Source organism: Massilia sp. CCM 8734 (genome assembly GCF_011682155.1).
Classification (GTDB): domain Bacteria; phylum Pseudomonadota; class Gammaproteobacteria; order Burkholderiales; family Burkholderiaceae_D; genus Telluria_A; species Telluria_A rubra.
This window is the reverse complement of the sequence record NZ_WHJI01000016.1, coordinates 131,534-148,743: the sequence shown is the minus strand read 5'-3', so window position 1 is coordinate 148,743 and position 17,210 is coordinate 131,534. Positions and strand designations below refer to the sequence as shown.

Here is a 17,210-nt window from a genome sequence, read left to right as displayed (position 1 = left end):
AACTCTGATGGCGCCGGTCGGGCAAAGCTGCGGCCAAGCGCTTGGTCAGGCCGATCTGAAGGTCAACGCCGCGCAGCAGGACCGGACCGAGATCAGACGACAAACCGCCACCGGCGAAATCGGCGCGAACACTGTGAGCGGGAATCGATGCAAAACGTAGCTGCTCTGAGGTAGAATTCATGTCGGGCAAGGTGGCGTTTTTGTTGATAACTGTGTTTCTAGATAACTCACATTTTATCAATCACTTACGGCATTCTTGCCCTTTTTTATGCAAAATTCAGGCTAGCTCGGTTGCGTGGTATTTGGCTGTATGCCTGGCGATGCGCCATACAATCCGACAGTGCCCGCGCACTATGCGACAACCCCGTACTCAATTCGTCCGAGTGTGTCCAGTACCAGTTCGTAGCCGACTTCAGTGTCGAGTAGCGCGAGCGGCGCTTCACCGCCAAGTGAGCGATTCTCTCGAATGATCCAGCGCTGGGCGCAATTCTGGTCTTCAAGAACTTCGAGCGTGCGTTTCCAAACGCGGAACGCCCGATAAAGGCGTTCCTGCTCGGTCGAAGACAGCACAGCGTTTTTGTCGAGCCGATCCGCCAATGTGTTGCGCGGCAGGCGCAACTGATCGAACAGGCTATCCTGGGTGACGCCAAGACGGCTTGCCATCACAGGAATGACGCTCGCTGGCGTGCCGCTACGCAGGCGTTTGATGACTACCGAGGTATCTCCCGCGAAAAAGTCGTCCACGGTGTCGAACGGCGCGCGTGTTTCATTGATGATCAAACAGGTCATGATTCTCTCCAGTCAGGAATGCGAGGAATTGTGCATGTGCCAATGAGGTCCGTATCATTCGATCTGGCTGCACTATAGTTAGACCCCACCTTCTCACCTTTGTTCGATATTCAAATCGATATCACTATCGCCAAAAAAGTGATTGGAAAGGCATCCCAAGAATCTTTAGTATTCCCTCTATCGCTGCCGAACGACGACATGAGTTCGAGACGGCATCAGAATAAACAGGAGGAATACATGTCTGAGACGAAAAAGCCGAAATTGCGCTCCGCGGAGTGGTTCGGCACCCAGGATAAAAACGGTTTCATGTACCGCAGCTGGATGAAGAACCAGGGCATCCCCGACCACGAGTTTCAAGGCAAGCCGATCATCGGCATCTGCAACACCTGGTCCGAACTGACTCCCTGCAACGCCCACTTCCGCCAACTGGCCGAACACGTCAAGAAGGGCATCCTCGAAGCCGGCGGTTTCCCGGTCGAATTCCCGGTGTTTTCCAACGGTGAATCGAACCTGCGCCCGACCGCCATGCTCACCCGTAACCTGGCCAGCATGGACGTGGAAGAATCGATCCGCGGCAATCCCATGGATGCCGTGGTGCTGCTGGTCGGCTGCGACAAGACCACCCCGGCCCTCTTGATGGGCGCGGCCAGCGTCGACCTGCCGACCATCGTCGTCAGCGGCGGTCCCATGCTCAACGGTAAGCTGAACGGCAAGAACATCGGTTCCGGCACCGCCGTCTGGCAGTTGCACGAACAGATGAAGGCCGGCACCATCACCCTGCACCAGTTCATGTCCGCCGAGTCCGGCATGTCGCGCTCGGCCGGCACCTGCAACACCATGGGAACGGCCTCGACCATGGCCTGCATGGCGGAAGCGCTCGGCACCTCGCTGCCGCACAACGCCGCCATTCCCGCCGTCGATTCGCGCCGCTACGTGCTGGCCCATATGTCGGGCATCCGCATCGTCGAGATGGTGCAGGAAGACTTGCGCCTGTCCAAGATCCTCACGCGCGAAGCGTTCGAAAACGCGATCAAGGTCAACGCCGCCATCGGTGGCTCGACCAACGCCGTGATCCACCTGAAAGCGATTGCCGGGCGCATCGGCGTGCCGCTCGAGCTGGAAGACTGGACCGCCATCGGCAAGGGCACCCCCACCATCGTCGACCTGCTGCCGTCCGGGCGCTACCTGATGGAAGAGTTTTACTACGCCGGCGGGCTGCCGGGCGCGATCCGCCGCCTGGGCGAAGGCAATCTGCTGCCGCACAAGGATGCGCTGACCGTCAACGGCAAGAGCCTGTGGCAGAACTGCGAAGAAGCGCCGATCTACGATGACGAGGTGATCCGTCCACTGGCCAAGCCGCTGATCGAGGATGGCGGCATCTGCATCCTGCGCGGCAACCTGGCGCCGCGTGGCGCCGTGCTCAAGCCGTCGGCCGCCTCGCCGCACCTGATGAAACATCGCGGCAAGGCGGTCGTCTTCGAAGATTTCGAGCACTACAAGAGCCGCATCCTCGACCCCGACCTCGATGTCGATGCCGACTCGATCCTGGTGATGAAAAATTGCGGGCCGAAGGGGTATCCGGGCATGGCGGAAGTTGGCAACATGGGCTTGCCGCCCAAGTTGCTGGCCCAGGGCGTGACCGACATGGTGCGCATCTCGGACGCGCGCATGAGCGGCACCGCCTACGGCACCGTGGTGCTGCACGTGGCGCCGGAAGCGATGGCGGGCGGGCCGCTCGGCATCGTGCAGGATGGCGACTTCATCGCGCTCGACTGCCACAACGGCAGCCTGAACCTGGACATTTCCGACGAAGAAATGGCCAGCCGCCTGGCCGCCCGTGCCGGATCGCAAGCGCCGGTGGCCAAGAGCGGCTACCAGAAGCTCTACATCGACCACGTGCTGCAGGCCGACGAAGGCTGCGACTTCGACTTCCTGCTCGGCAGTCGCGGCTCGGCCGTGCCACGCCATTCCCATTAATATCCACGGCTGGTGTCAGGTCTGACATTCGGACACGAGCTCTTCCGCAGCGCGGAAGAGCTCGTGTCCGAATGTCAGACCTGACACCAGCTGATGTACACGGAGATAAATCATGTTACTCGTCCAATTTACCAATGAAGCCGGCGCCCGCCGCGTTGCCGTGCTCGAGCAAGACCAGCTGCGCGTGATCGACGGCTACACCAGCACCTACGCCCTGGCGCAACAAGCCATCGCCGGCAAGACCAAGCTGGCCGAGCTGGCCACCGCCGCCATCGGCGCGGAAACCCATTCCTACGAAGCCGTGGCCACCGCCGGCCGCCTGCTGGCGCCGCTCGACCATCTCGATGCCGCCCATTGCTACGTCACCGGCACCGGCCTCACCCACCTCGGCAGCGCCGATACGCGCGACGCCATGCACAAGAAAATCGGCGGCGACGTCGAGACCCTGAGCGACAGCATGAAAATGTTCCGCATGGGCGTGGAAGGCGGCAAGCCCGCCGCCGGCGCGCGCGGCGTGCAGCCGGAATGGTTCTACAAGGGCGACGGCTCGGTGGTGCGCGCCAGCGGCCAGCCCTTGCAGATGCCCGAGTTCGCCCTTGATGGCGGCGAAGAGCCCGAAATCGCCGGCCTGTACCTGATCGGCGACGACGGCCAGCCGCACCGCCTCGGCTACGCCATCGGCAACGAATTTTCGGACCACATGACCGAGCGCCAGAATTACCTGTACCTGGCCCACTCCAAGCTGCGCAATTGCGGCCTCGGCCCGGCGCTGCTGGTGGGCGAATTGCCCGCCCACGTGGCCGGCACCTCGCGCATCATCGCCGCCGATGGCACGGTGCGCTGGGAAAAGGCTTTCGTGAGCGGCGAGCAGAATATGTCGCACTCAATCGCCAACCTGGAATACCACCACTTCAAGTACGGCCTGTTCAACCGCGCCGGCGACGTCCACATCCATTTCTTCGGCACCGCCACCCTGAGCGTGGCCGACAACATCACGGTCCTGGCCGGCGAAACGTTCGAGATCGAATCTCCCGTGTTCGGCCCGGCCCTGCGCAACCGCCTCGACCGTGAGCAATCCACCTTTACGAAAGTGAACGCTTTATGACCATTACCGGTGAAGCACTGATCGGCGGACACGCAGTTCGCGGCAACGGCGGCTCCTTCCAGGCATTCGACCCGTCCACGCGCGAGCCGATCGAACCGTCCTTCCACATGGTCGACGCCGCCCAGATCGACGAAGCGTGTCGCCTGGCGGAAGCGGCCTTCGATCCCTTCCGCGCGACCAGCAACGAGGCCCGTGCAACGTTCCTGGAAACCATCGCGGCCCAGATCCTGGAACTCGGTGACGAACTGATCGTGCGCGCGATGACCGAATCCGGCCTGCCGCGCGCCCGTCTCGAAGGCGAGCGCGGCCGCACCATGGGGCAGCTGAAACTGTTCGCCGACCTGCTGCGCGAAGGTTCGTGGGCCGATGTGCGCATCGACAGCGCCTTGCCGGAACGCCAGCCGCTGCCGCGTCCCGACCTGCGCCTGCGCATGATCGGCCTCGGTCCCGTTGCCGTGTTCGCGGCAAGTAACTTCCCGCTGGCGTTTTCGGTCGCCGGTGGCGATACCGCCGCCGCGCTGGCCGCCGGCTGCCCGGTCGTGCTGAAAGCCCACTCCGCCCATCCCGGCACCTCCGAGCTGGTGGCGCGCGCCGTGGTCAAGGCGATTGCACTGTGCAAGTTGCCGGCAGGCGTGTTCGCGCTGTTGACCGGCACCGGCAACGGCATCGGCCAGGGCCTGGTGGCGCATGCGTCGATCAAGGCGGTTGGTTTTACCGGCTCGCGTTCGGGCGGACAAGCGCTGATGGCCGTGGCCGCCGCGCGTGCGCAGCCGATTCCCGTGTATGCGGAAATGAGCAGCATCAATCCGTTTTACCTGATGCCAGCGGCGCTGGCCGCGCGCGGCGAGCAGATCGCCACCGCCTTTGCCGGATCGATGACCATGGGCGTTGGCCAGTTCTGCACCAATCCGGGCCTCGTGCTGGGTTTGAAAGGGCCGGATTTCGACCGTTTTGCGGAGAAGGCGGCGCAGGCCTTATCGGGTATCGACGCGGGAACGATGCTGACGGCTGGCATCGCTTCGGCGTACCAGAGCGGCGTACACAAGCTGGCACAGCATGCAGCGGTCGATTCCTTGAAAGAAGCGACGCACGCGGAAGGCAAGGGCGGTCCCGCGCTGTTCCGCACCAGCGGCAAAGCCTTCCTGGGCGAGCAGGCGCTGCATGGCGAAATTTTCGGACCGGCGTCGCTGCTGGTCGCGTGCGACAGCGTTGAAGAAATGCGCGCCATTACCGAAGGCCTGGAAGGGCAGCTGACCGCGACCGTGCAGATGGACGAGGGCGATACCGAACTGGTGCGTGCCTTGCTGCCTGTACTGGAGCGCAAGGTGGGACGAATTCTGGCCAATGGCATGCCGACCGGCGTGGAAGTATCGACCGCGATGGTGCATGGCGGGCCGTTCCCGGCCACCTCGGACGGGCGCAGCAGCTCGGTGGGCACGGCGGCGATCCAGCGCTTCTTGCGGCCGGTGTGCTACCAGAACTTCGGCCAGGGTTTGCTGCCCGAAGTGCTGCGCGATGACAATGCGGGCGTATGGCGCCGCCGGGATGGGGCGCTGACGAAGGTTTGAGCACGCGTTCGCGGTAGCGCCGTCGTTGATCGCTACCCTTTCCGCCGTCGTCCCCGCGCAGGCGGGGACCCAAGTTCGGTGATCAGCCAATGGCTACGGCGAAAACCTGGGTTCCCGCCAAGGGGGCCGCCCAGGCCGGGAACGACGGCACAATAAATTTGAGACACCATGAAAAAATCAGCCACCTACCCGAGCCTGTCAGGCAAGCGGGTCTTCATCACCGGCGGCGGCACCGGCATCGGCGAATCGCTGGTCGCGTCCTTCGCCGCCCAGGGCGCGCAGGTCGCCTTTGTCGACATCGTGCGCGACGCCAGCGAAGCGCTGTGCCTGCGCGTGGCCGAATCCGGCGCCCCCGCACCGCTCTTCCGCCACTGCGACATCACCGACATCCCCGCCCTGCAAGCGACCATGGCCGAGCTGGCCGCGCAACTGGGCGACTTCGACATCCTGGTTAACAACGCCGCCAACGACCAGCGCCACCAGACCGAGGACGTCAGCGTCGAATTCTACGACCAGCGCATCGCCATCAACCAGCGCCCCATGTTCTTCACCTGCCAGTCGGTCCTGGCCGGCATGAAGAAAAAGGGCGCCGGCTCGATCATCAACGTCGGCTCCATGTCGTGGCACGCCAAGAACGGCGGCTACCCGGTCTACACCGCCACCAAGGCGGCCACCGTCGGCCTCACGCGCGGCCTGGCGCGCGACTTCGGCGCCCATGGCATCCGCGTCAACACCGTCACGCCCGGCTGGGTCATGACCGCCCGCCAGCTCGACCTGTGGGTCGATGAAGCCGGCAAGGCCGACATCAAGCGCAACCAGTGCCTGCCCGGCCCGCTGATGCCGGACGACGTCGCGGCAATGATCCTGTTCCTCGCCTCGGACGACAGCGCCATGTGCACCGGCCAGGATTTCGTGGTCGATGCCGGCTGGATTTAAGACACTACCTACAATAAAAACGATTCAGGAGACAAATATGCACATCATCAAACGCAGCATCGCCGCCATCAGCCTGGTGACCGTCAGCGCGTGGCCGGCGTTCGCCGCGGTCAACGTGACCATCGACGCCGGTAAACCCGGTCCGCTCATCAACAAGAATGTCTACGGCCAGTTCGCCGAACACCTCGGCACCGGCATCTACGAAGGCATGTACGTCGGCACCAGTTCCAAAATCCCCAACACGAAAGGCTGGCGCAACGACGTCATCGGGGCCTTGAAACAACTGCACGTGCCGCTGGTGCGCTGGCCGGGCGGCTGCTTCGCCGATGAATACCACTGGAAAGACGGCGTCGGCCCGCGCGCCAAGCGTCCGGTCAAGGTCAACACCAACTGGGGCGGGGTGGAAGAGAGCAACGCCGTCGGCACCCACGAATTTTTCGACCTGGTCGACCTGCTGGGCGCCGACGCCTACGTCAACGGCAACCTCGGTTCCGGCACCGTGCAGGAAATGGCGGACTGGGTCGAATACATGACCTCCGACAGCAAATCGAGCCTCGCTAACCTGCGCCGCAAGAATGGGCGCGAGAAGCCGTTCAAGGTCGCGTACTTCGCCATCGGCAACGAAGCCTGGGGTTGCGGCGGCAACATGACGCCTGAGCACTACACCAATCTGTACAAGAATTATGAAACGATGCTCAAGGCGCCGAAGGAAAGCCGGCCCCTGATGATCGCCAGCGGCGGCAACGATCACGACACCAAATGGACCGATGTGATCAGCAAGAATGCCAAGGCGCAGACCTCGGCCATCAGCTTCCACTACTACACCATCCCGACCGGCAAGTGGGAAGGCAAGGGCGCAGCCACCGGCTTTGCCGAGCCACACTGGATCTCGACCCTGGCGAATACCTTGAAAATCGATTCGATGATCAAGAACAACGTCGCCGTGCTGGACAAGAATGATCCAGAGAAGAAAATCGGCTTGTACGTGGATGAGTGGGGCACCTGGTACGATGTGGAAACCGGCACCACGCCCGGCTTCCTGTACCAGCAGAACACCTTGCGCGATGCGGTGGTGGCTGCGCTTAACTTCAACATTTTCCACCAGCACGCCGACCGCGTTCACATGACCAATATTGCGCAGATGGTCAATGTGCTCCAGGCCATGATCCTGACGGAAAAGGACAAGATGCTGCTGACGCCGACCTATCATGCGTTCCACATGTATGTGCCATTCCAGGACGCGACCTCGTTGCCGGTGACGGTGGCGGACGACACGGCTTACACCTTGGGCGAGACTACGATTCCTGGCATCAGCGCATCGGCGGCACGGGCCAAGGATGGCAAGCTGTATCTGTCCTTGGTCAATACGAATCCGGGCAAGCCGGCTGATGTGGTGGTGAATGTGTCGGGTAAACAGTTGGCTGCGGCGACTGGCCGCGTGCTGACGGCCACGGCTATGGACGCGCACAACACCTTCCAGAACCCGCAAGCGATCAAGCCGGCGCCGTTCAGCGCCAAGGCGAGTGGCGGTAAACTGACGGTGACCGTGCCGGCAAAAGCGGTTGTGGTGGTGGCGCTGGAAGGCTGATTGCCCTAGCCACTTCTAGCGACTAACTGCATCGTCCTCCGTTACCCCTCGCTCCGTCATTCCCGCCTTCGCGGGAACGACGGTTTTGCGTTCGTTTGGAAAACCTATGCACTCACTGATCCGATCCGCCGCCTGCATTATTGTCAGCCTACTCACCACCGCCGCCCACGCCAAACAAGTCAGCGTCCACGACCCCGTCATGGCCAAGGAAGGCAATACCTTCTACCTGTTCAGCACCGGCCCCGGCATCACCTTCTACAGTTCCCCAGACATGCGCAACTGGAAGGAAGAAGGCCGCGTCTTCCCCGGCGAACCCGCTTGGGCCAAAAAAGCCGCTCCCAGCTTCAACGACCACATCTGGGCGCCGGACATCTACTTCCACGACGGCAAATACTACCTCTACTATTCCGTCTCCGGCTTCGGCAAAAACACCTCCGGCATCGGCGTGACCACCAACGCCACCCTGAACCCGCGCGCCGCCAACTACCAATGGCAAGACCAGGGCATGGTCCTGCAATCGATCCCCGGCCGCGACAACTGGAACGCCATCGACCCCAACATCGTCGACGACAGCAGCGGCACGCCCTGGATGTCGTTCGGCTCGTTCTGGAGCGGCATCAAGATGGTCAAGCTGGACGCCTCGCGCACGCGCCTGGCCGAGCCGCAAGCCTGGCACACCATCGCCCAGCGCACGCGCCCGGCCGGCGTGCCCGAGGAAGAAGCCGGGCCGGCCGAAATCGAAGCCCCGCATATCCTCAAAAAGAACGGCTACTACTACCTGTTCGTCTCCTGGGGCCTGTGCTGCAAAAAGGAAGCGAGCACCTACCACGTGGTCATGGGCCGCTCGAAACAGGTCACCGGCCCCTACCTCGACCGCACCGGCAAGGACATGGCCAAGGGCGGCGGCTCCTTGCTCATCGACGGCAACGCGCAGTGGAAAGGCGTCGGCCACAACAGCGCCTACACCATCGACGGCAAGGACTTGCTGGTCATGCATGCCTACGAAACCACCGACAACTACCTGCAAAAGCTCAAGATCCTCGACATCAAGTGGGACAAGGACGGCTGGCCGACAGTCGACCCGCAAGACTTGAATCGCTACCAGAGCAAGCAACAATAAGGCGGTCATGAAACGACATCTCCTGGCAGCGGCGCTGATGGCGGCCTGCGCGCTGCCGGCGGCCGGCGCCGAACGCTTTGCGCTGGCGGACGTGCGCCTGACCGCCAGCCCCTTCCTCGACGCCCAGAACACCAACCTGCGCTACCTCATGGCGCTCGAGCCCGACAAGCTGCTGGCGCCATTCCAGCGCGAAGCCGGCCTGCCGCTCAAGCAGGAAAGCTACGGCAACTGGGAGTCCAGCGGCCTCGACGGGCACATGGGTGGCCATTACCTGTCGGCCATGGCGCTGATGTTTGCCGCCAGCGGCGACCAGGACGTGCTCAAGCGCCTGAACTACACCATCGCCGAACTCAAGAATTGCCAGCAAGCCAACGGCAACGGCTACCTGGGCGGCATTCCCGGCGGCGGCGCTGCCTGGCAGGCCATCGCCAAAGGCAAGCTCGAGGCGGACAACTTCTCGGTCAACGGCAAATGGGTGCCCTGGTACAACCTGCACAAGGTCTACGCCGGCTTGCGCGATGCCTATCGCTACGCCGGCAACGAAGACGCACGCATCATGCTGATCGCACTGTCGGACTGGGCCTTGAAGCTCACCGCCGCGCTGACACCCGAACAGATGCAAACCATGCTGCGCAGCGAGCACGGCGGCATGAATGAAGTCTTCGCCGACGTCTACCACATGACGGGCGACAAAAAATACCTGGCGCTGGCGATGCGCTTTTCGCACCAGGCCATCCTCGACCCGCTGGTCGCCTCCCAGGACAAGCTGACTGGCTTGCATGCGAACACGCAAATTCCGAAGGTCATCGGTTTTCAGCGCATCGGCCAGCTCAGTGGCGAGCCACGATGGCATGATGCCGCCCAATATTTCTGGACCACGGTACGCGAGCGGCGTACGGTGGCCATCGGCGGCAACAGCGTCAAAGAGCATTTCCACGACGATCAGGACTTTTCGCCGATGGTGAACGAGGTTGAAGGCCCCGAGACCTGCAACACCTACAATATGCTGCGCCTGACGGAAATGCTGTTTCTCAAGGACCAGCAGGTGCGCTACACCGATTACGTGGAGCGGGCGCTGTACAACCACATCCTGTCGTCGCAGCGCCCGTCCGACGGTGGCTTTGTGTATTTCACGCCAATGCGGCCGAACCATTACCGCGTGTACTCGCAGGCCGACAAGGCGATGTGGTGCTGCGTCGGCTCCGGCATCGAGAGCCAGTCGAAGTACGGCGAATTCATCTACGCGCACGACGGCGACGCGCTGTTTGTGAACCTGTTCATTCCCTCGACCCTGCATTGGCGCGCGCAGGATGTGAAACTGAGCCAGGCGACCCGCTTTCCGGACGAGGACAAGACGCGCCTGACGATTGAATCCGATAAATTGTTCACGCTCAAGCTGCGCTATCCGGGCTGGGTTAAGCGCGGGGCGATGCGGCTGAAGGTCAACGGCAAGGCGGTGAAGGTCGATGGCGAGCCGAGCGCCTACGTCAGCCTGCGCCGCGCATGGCGCAAGGGCGATACGGTCGATGTCACCTTGCCGATGCACACCACGCTCGAGCAGATGCCCGACAAGACCGACTATTACGCGGTCCTGCACGGTCCGATCGTGCTGGCGGCCAAGACCCAATTGTTCGCGGATGACAAATTGAACTTTGCCGCCGATGCCTCGCGCATGGGGCATATTGCCTCGGGACCGGTGTGCCCGCTGGAGGCGGCGCCAGTCTTTGTCAGCAATACGCGCGATTTTGTCGCCAGGTTCAAGCCGGTCAAGGGCCAGCCGCTGACGTTCACTGCGCCGGGATTGATCCGGGGGCAGGGCGCGGGAAGCCTGCGGTTGATGCCGTTTTTCCGCGTGCACGATTCGCGCTACATGGTGTACTGGCCGTATTCGACGCCGGCCAATCTGGCGGTCACGCAGGCGGCCACGGCCAGGGGCGAAGCGGAACGGCTGGCCTTGCATGCACGGACAATCGACCAGGTGGCGCCTGGCGAGCAGCAGCCGGAGTCGGATCATGGCTATCAGGCGCAAGGGGGCGACGCCGGGGTGAACAAGGGCAAGCACTGGCGCCACGCGAGCGGGTGGTTCAGCTATGTGCTGAGCGATCCGAAGGGGGAGGCGGCGCTGCTCAGGCTCGGATTGTCGACCTTGGACGCCGGGCGCAAGTTCGATGTGCTGGTCAATGGCGAGATGGTTGCATCGCTTGAGCTCGATGCGCCGCCGGGGCAGGAAATATACACGCACGATATTGCGATCCCGAAGTCCATCGTAGCAGCCTCGGGCGGCAAGCTGGTCGTGAAGTTTGTTGCAAAGCCCGCTTCGTTGGCTGGAGGTTTGTATGGCGTCCGCTTATTGCGAAGCCATTGATCCACCCCGTCGTTCCCGCGAAGGCGGGAACCCAAGTTCGTGGCGTAGCCACCAGCGGCTCGACAAACTGGGGTTCCCGCCTGCGCGGGAACGACGGCGGTGAAAGTAATGTTCCAAGTTGATACCAATTTCGATATCACATCGATCAAAAAATTGATTGGATGACTATGTGACTTTCTCATAAGATAGGGCAATAAAAAGGAGTCCCGAATTCCACCCCCTAATAAACAGGAGACAAACATGAACATCACCCGCAGGGCCGTTCTGGCCACCGCATTGCTCGGCGCTTTCACCGCTTTCCCGGCGCTGGCCGCCAAACCGCTGACCATCGGCTTTTCCCAGGTCGGCGCCGAAAGCGAATGGCGCACCGCCAACACCATTTCGATCAAGGACGCGGCCAAGAAGGAAGGCGTCAACCTCAAATTTGCCGACGCCCAGCAGCGCCAGGAAAACCAGGTCAAGGCGATCCGCTCCTTCATCGCCCAGCGCGTCGATGTGATCGCCTTCTCGCCGGTCGTTGAATCCGGCTGGGAAACCGTGCTGCGCGAAGCCAAAGCCGCCAAGATCCCGGTCATCCTCACCGATCGTGCCGTCAACGTCACCGATCCGACCCTGTACGCCGCTTTCATCGGTTCCGATTTCGTGGAAGAAGGCCGCCGCGCCGCTCGCTGGCTGGTCGAACGCGCCGCCAAAACACCCGATCGCACCTTCAACATCGTCGAATTGCAGGGAACCGTCGGCTCTGCGCCGGCCATCGACCGCAAGAACGGCTTTGCCGAAGTCATCGCCGCCAACCCCAAGCTGAAAATCACCCGTTCCCAAACCGGCGACTTTACCCGCGCCAAGGGCAAGGAAGTGATGGAAGCCTTCCTCAAGGCGCAGGGCAAGGATATCCAGGTGCTGTACGCGCATAACGACGACATGGCCATCGGCGCCATCCAGGCCATCGAAGAAGCCGGCCTGAAACCGGGCGTCGATATCCTCGTCATCTCGATCGACGGCGTCAAAGGCGCGTTCCAGGCTATGATCGCCGGCAAAATGAACGTCACCGTCGAGTGCAGCCCGCTGCTCGGGCCGCAACTGATGTCGATCGCGCGCGATGTCGTGGCCGGTAAGCCTGTGCCGAAGCGCATCACAACGGTCGAGGGCGTGTTCCCGGCTGAAGTGGCTGCCAAGGAACTGCCGAACCGCAAATACTAGGCCCTGCCATGATCAAGGGTCCGAACGCCGCCGCTCCGGTGCTGGAGCTGCACGGCATCAGCAAGCAGTTCCCCGGCGTGAAGGCGCTCAGCGATGTCGGCCTGACCCTGTATGCGGGGCAAATCCACACCCTGATGGGCCAGAACGGCGCCGGCAAGTCCACCTTGATCAAGGTGCTGACCGGCGTGTACGCGCCCGACAGCGGCACCATTGTCATGGAAGGGCGGGAAATCCGCCCCGGCTCGACCCAGGATGCGCAGCGCCTGGGCATCAGCACGGTGTACCAGGAAGTCAATCTGTGCCCGAACCTGTCGGTGGCCGAGAATATCTTTATCGGCCGCTATCCGCGCAAGTTCGGCATGGTGGACTGGGGCGGCATGCGCGCGCAGGCGGCCAGGCTGCTGGAACAGCTGGAAGTGCGCATCGACGTGCGCGCCCAGTTGTCCAGCTTTCCGCTGGCGATCCAGCAGATGGTGGCGATTTCGCGCGCGCTCAATATTTCCGCGCGGGTGCTGATTCTCGACGAGCCAACCTCCAGCCTCGACGAAGCCGAAGTGCAGTTGCTGTTCCGTGTGCTGCGCAAACTGCGCGACCAGGGCATGGCGATCCTGTTCGTGACCCATTTCCTGGACCAGACATACGCGATTTCCGACCGCATCACCGTCATGCGCAACGGCGAGCGCGAGGGCGAGTACGCCTGCGCCGAGCTGTCGCGCCTGGCGCTGGTGAACAAGATGGTCGGCGCGCCCGACGCCAGCGAGCATCCGGCCGAGCTGGTCCATCCGGGCGCCGCCCACAAAGCGCCAGCCGTCCTGCTGCAAGCGCGTGGACTGGGACGCAAGGGGGCGCTGGCGCCGCTCGACCTGGATATCCGCGCCGGCGAAATGCTGGGCCTGTGCGGACTGCTCGGTTCCGGCCGCACCGAGGCTGCGCGCCTGCTGTTCGGGGCCGACAAGGCCGACAGCGGAACGCTGCGCATCGGTGAACGCAGCCACCCCTTCGGCTCGCCGCGCGACGCCATCGAAGCAGGCATCGGCTTTTGCTCCGAAGACCGCAAGCACGAAGGCGCCATCCTCGAGCTGTCGGTACGCGAGAACATGATGTTGGCCTTGCAGGCACGCGCCGGCATGCTGCGCGCCATTCCGCTGCATCAACAAGAGGCGCTGGCGCACGATTATGTGAAGTGGCTGGGCATTAAAACGGCCGATATCGACACGCCGATTGGTTCTCTGTCGGGCGGCAACCAGCAGAAGGTGTTGCTGGCGCGCTGGCTGGTGACCAAGCCGGCGATGCTGATCCTCGATGAACCAACGCGCGGCATCGACGTGCGCGCCAAACAGGAAATCATGGATTACGTGAGTGGACTTTGTCGTAAAGGGATGGCAATTCTGTTCATCTCCTCCGAACTCCCCGAAGTTTTGCGCTGTAGCGACCGCCTGGTCGTACTACGTGACCGCAAGGCTTGCGGCCAATACCAGCGCGGCGAACTGGACGACACGTCGGTGCTGCAAGTGATCGCCGGGGAAGCGGCATGATGGCCGCACCGGCCCAGGCCGCCGCAAAAGAAAACGCCACGCCGGCGCTGGCGTCGCTGCTGCGCCATCCGCTGTTTCGCCCGCTGGCGGCGCTGGCGGTGCTGCTGCTGATCGACCTGGTCGCCATTCCCGGTTTCTTTCACATCTCCATCAAGGATGGCCACCTGTACGGCAGCCTGATCGACATCGTCAACCGCGCCGCCCCGCTCATGCTGGCCGCGCTCGGCATGACCCTGGTGATCGCCACGCGCGGCATCGATATTTCGGTGGGCGCGGTGGTGGCGTTGTCGGGCACGGTGGCAGCCATGCTGATCGGCGGCGGTCCGCAAGCCGAAACGCCCCTGGTCTGGGCCATGGCGGGGGCCATCGGCGCGGCCCTCCTGTGCGGGCTGTGGAACGGGGTGCTGGTCTCGGCGCTGGGTTTGCAGCCGATCGTCGCCACCCTGATCCTGATGGTGGCGGGCCGGGGACTGGCGCAGTTGCTCACCGATGGACAGATCGTCACGGTCTACTACGAACCCTTCTTTTTCCTCGGCGGCGGCTACTTTGCCGGCCTGCCGTTTTCGCTGACCGTGGTGGCGCTGGTGTTCGCGGTCATCGCGCTGATGATGCGCAAAACCGCGCTCGGCCTGTTCATCCAGGCGGTCGGCATCAACCCGGTGGCGGCGCGCCTGGCGGGCTTGAAGACGGCCTCGCTGATCATCTTCGTGTACGTGTTCTGCGCCGCCTGCGCCGGCCTGGCCGGGCTGATGATCAGCTCGAATATCAAAAGCGCCGACGCCAACAATGCCGGCCTGCTGCTCGAACTCGACGCCATCCTGGCCGTCACCCTGGGCGGCACCTCGCTCGCCGGCGGCAAGTTCAGCCTGGTCGGCAGCGTGATCGGCGCGCTCATCATCCAGACCCTGACTTACACCATCTACTCGCTCGGCGTGCCGCCGGAAGTGAACATGGTGGTCAAGTCGGTGGTCGTGTTCCTGGTCTGCCTGTCGCAATCGGCGGAGTTCAAACAATTGTTTTCGCGTGCGAGGACTGCATGAAGTCGCCTTACTTTACGCCGCTGGTCACGGTCGTCCTGCTGCTGGCCATGCTCGGCATCGGCGGCGCCGTGTATCCGGGCTTGCTGTCGGTCCAGGTGATCCTGAATTTGCTGATCGATAACGCCTTCCTGCTGGTGCTGGCGATCGGCATGAGCTTTGTGATTTTGTCGGGCGGCATCGACCTGTCGGTCGGCTCGGTGCTGGCGCTGGCCACCATGATCTCGGCCTGGCTGTTGCAGGTGGCGCACTGGCCGCCGCTGGCGGTGATCGCCCTGGTCCTGCTGCTGGGCGCGCTGTTCGGCGGCGGCATGGGCGCCATGATTCATTACTTCAAGCTGCAACCGTTCATCGTGACCCTGGCCGGCATGTTCCTGGCGCGCGGCCTGTGCTACCTGATCAGCATTAACTCGATCACCATCGAAGATCCGCTGTACCTGGCCATGTCGCAAACCCAGCTCGGCTTTTTGGGCGGCTTTGTGTCCCCGAGCGCGCTCATTGCACTGGTGATGCTGGCGCTGGCCATTTTCCTGGCCCACTTTACCGCCTTCGGGCGCGGCGTGTACGCCATCGGCGGCAACGAGCAATCGGCCCTGATGATGGGCTTGCCGGTGGCGCGCACCAAGGTGCTGGTGTACGCCTTCAGCGGCTTTTGCGCGGCGCTGGCGGGTGTGCTGTTTTCGTTCTACATGCTGTCCGGCTACGGCCTGCATGCCCAGGGCACCGAGCTGGACGCCATCGCGGCGGTGGTGATCGGCGGCACCTTGCTCAGCGGCGGGTATGGCTACGTGGCCGGTGCGCTGTCCGGCGTGTTGGTGCTGGGCACGATCCAGACCCTGATCGCCTTCGACGGCACGCTCAGCTCGTGGTGGACCAAGATCGTGATCGGCGCCTTGCTGTTCATCTTCTGCGTGGTGCAGCGCCTGATGGCCATGGGCGCGGCGCGGCGCGCGGCGGGCTGACGTGCTGGCGCGGGCCGCCCTGACGTGGGCCGCCTGATCTCATTCTAACTACAAGCAACAGGAGACAACAATGATCAAGTACGCACTGGGCGCACTCGCGCTCGGCTTCGCCACGGGCATCGCTGCGGCCGCTAACCCCATCATCAGCAATATCTTCACGGCCGACCCGGCCGCGCTGGTCGACAAGGGCCGCGTGTATCTGTACGTCGGGCACGATGAAGCGACAGCGGACGGCAAGGATTACGTCATGAATGAATGGCGCGTGTATTCCTCGTGCGACATGAAAACCTGGAAAGACCACGGTTCGCCGCTGCGGTTTTCCACCTTCACATGGGCCGGGCGCGATGCCTGGGCCGGCGATGTGACCAAGCGCGACGGCAAATACTATTTCTATTCCACGGTCGACCACAAGACCATTCCCGGCAAGGCGATCGGCGTGGCCGTGTCCGACAGCCCGACCGGCCCGTTCGTGGACGCGCGCGGCAGCGCCCTGGTCAGCAACGACATGACCAAACACACCGACATCCTGTGGGACGACATCGATCCGGGTGTCTTCATCGATACCGATGGCCAGGCTTGGCTGTACTGGGGCAATACGGTGCTCAAGTACGCCAAACTCAAGCCCAATATGACCGAGCTGGACGGCCCGATCATGAGCCACGCGATCGATTCCTTCACCGAAGCGCCGTACGTGCACAAGCGCGGCGCCACGTATTACCTGTCGTACTCGCGCTTTTTTCCCGAAGAGATGGTCTACGCCACCAGCGCCAGCCCGGCCGGTCCGTGGACCTTCAAAGGCGTGATCATGGACAAGAACGACAAGGTCAAGACGATTCACCAGGCCATCATCGACTTCAACGGCAAGTCCTATGTGTTCTATCACAACGCCAAACTGCCCGGTGGCGGCGAATTCCGCCGTTCGGTGGCGGTCGAGGAACTTCATTACAAGCTCGATGGCAGCATCAAGTTCGTGCCGCAGACGGCCAGCGGACCGGCCGCCAATCCGTCGCCGGGCTGCCAATGATATC

At 62.8% G+C, this 17,210-nt stretch carries 14 protein-coding genes; 12 read left to right on the top strand and 2 right to left on the bottom strand.

Annotation, left to right across the window (positions count from 1 at the left end):
* Both F2P46_RS16835 and F2P46_RS16830 read right to left on the bottom strand, forming a co-directional pair.
* The coding region (locus F2P46_RS16835) for a transposase (protein WP_208296658.1) at positions 1–190 on the bottom strand (190 nt) is incomplete at its 3' end.
* A 161-nt stretch (positions 191–351) separates the two neighbouring features.
* Positions 352–789, bottom strand: coding sequence for an antitoxin Xre/MbcA/ParS toxin-binding domain-containing protein (locus F2P46_RS16830; protein ID WP_166891836.1), 438 nt, complete (start codon positions 787–789; stop codon positions 352–354).
* 237 nt (positions 790–1,026) lie between these two features.
* Here F2P46_RS16830 and F2P46_RS16825 point away from each other — a divergent pair, with 237 nt between their 5' ends.
* The 12 genes from F2P46_RS16825 to F2P46_RS16770 all read left to right on the top strand — a co-directional run bounded on the left by F2P46_RS16825 (position 1,027) and on the right by F2P46_RS16770 (position 17,206).
* Positions 1,027–2,766, top strand: coding sequence for an IlvD/Edd family dehydratase (locus F2P46_RS16825; RefSeq protein ID WP_166891833.1), 1,740 nt, complete (start codon positions 1,027–1,029; stop codon positions 2,764–2,766).
* 112 nt (positions 2,767–2,878) lie between these two features.
* On the top strand, positions 2,879–3,871 hold the full coding sequence (gene araD1, locus F2P46_RS16820) for an AraD1 family protein (RefSeq protein WP_166891831.1): 993 nt from the start codon (positions 2,879–2,881) through the stop codon (positions 3,869–3,871).
* Positions 3,868–5,439 carry an aldehyde dehydrogenase (NADP(+)) gene (locus F2P46_RS16815; RefSeq protein WP_166891828.1) on the top strand — a complete coding sequence of 524 codons (1,572 nt, stop codon included), beginning with the start codon at positions 3,868–3,870 and terminating at the stop codon, positions 5,437–5,439. The genes araD1 and F2P46_RS16815 overlap by 4 nt, the downstream gene beginning before the upstream one ends.
* Positions 5,440–5,607: 168 nt before the next feature.
* On the top strand, positions 5,608–6,375 hold the full coding sequence (locus F2P46_RS16810; RefSeq protein ID WP_166891825.1) for an SDR family oxidoreductase: 768 nt from the start codon (positions 5,608–5,610) through the stop codon (positions 6,373–6,375).
* 37 nt (positions 6,376–6,412) lie between these two features.
* Positions 6,413–7,963 (top strand): alpha-N-arabinofuranosidase, encoded by a 1,551-nt coding sequence (locus F2P46_RS16805; RefSeq protein WP_166891822.1) that lies wholly within the window; start codon positions 6,413–6,415, stop codon positions 7,961–7,963.
* Positions 7,964–8,069: 106 nt separating this feature from the next.
* The gene (locus tag F2P46_RS16800) at positions 8,070–9,083 is read left to right on the top strand and encodes an arabinan endo-1,5-alpha-L-arabinosidase (RefSeq protein WP_166891819.1); all 1,014 of its coding nucleotides are present in this window, start codon (positions 8,070–8,072) and stop codon (positions 9,081–9,083) included.
* A 7-nt stretch (positions 9,084–9,090) separates the two neighbouring features.
* On the top strand, positions 9,091–11,448 hold the full coding sequence (locus tag F2P46_RS16795; RefSeq protein ID WP_166891817.1) for a glycoside hydrolase family 127 protein: 2,358 nt from the start codon (positions 9,091–9,093) through the stop codon (positions 11,446–11,448).
* Positions 11,449–11,688: 240 nt separating this feature from the next.
* Positions 11,689–12,648, top strand: coding sequence for an ABC transporter substrate-binding protein (locus tag F2P46_RS16790; RefSeq protein ID WP_166891814.1), 960 nt, complete (start codon positions 11,689–11,691; stop codon positions 12,646–12,648).
* Between the two features lie 8 nt (positions 12,649–12,656).
* Positions 12,657–14,183 carry a sugar ABC transporter ATP-binding protein gene (locus F2P46_RS16785; protein WP_166891811.1) on the top strand — a complete coding sequence of 509 codons (1,527 nt, stop codon included), beginning with the start codon at positions 12,657–12,659 and terminating at the stop codon, positions 14,181–14,183.
* Positions 14,183–15,223 (top strand): ABC transporter permease, encoded by a 1,041-nt coding sequence (locus tag F2P46_RS16780; protein ID WP_166891854.1) that lies wholly within the window; start codon positions 14,183–14,185, stop codon positions 15,221–15,223. The genes F2P46_RS16785 and F2P46_RS16780 overlap by 1 nt, the downstream gene beginning before the upstream one ends.
* Positions 15,220–16,182, top strand: coding sequence for a galactofuranose ABC transporter, permease protein YjfF (gene yjfF, locus F2P46_RS16775; RefSeq protein ID WP_166891808.1), 963 nt, complete (start codon positions 15,220–15,222; stop codon positions 16,180–16,182). Before F2P46_RS16780 ends, yjfF begins: the two co-directional genes overlap by 4 nt.
* A 70-nt stretch (positions 16,183–16,252) precedes the next feature.
* Positions 16,253–17,206: a glycoside hydrolase family 43 protein gene (locus tag F2P46_RS16770; RefSeq protein ID WP_166891805.1), complete on the top strand. Its 954-nt coding sequence runs from the start codon at positions 16,253–16,255 to the stop codon at positions 17,204–17,206.
* Positions 17,207–17,210: the final 4 nt, after the last annotated feature.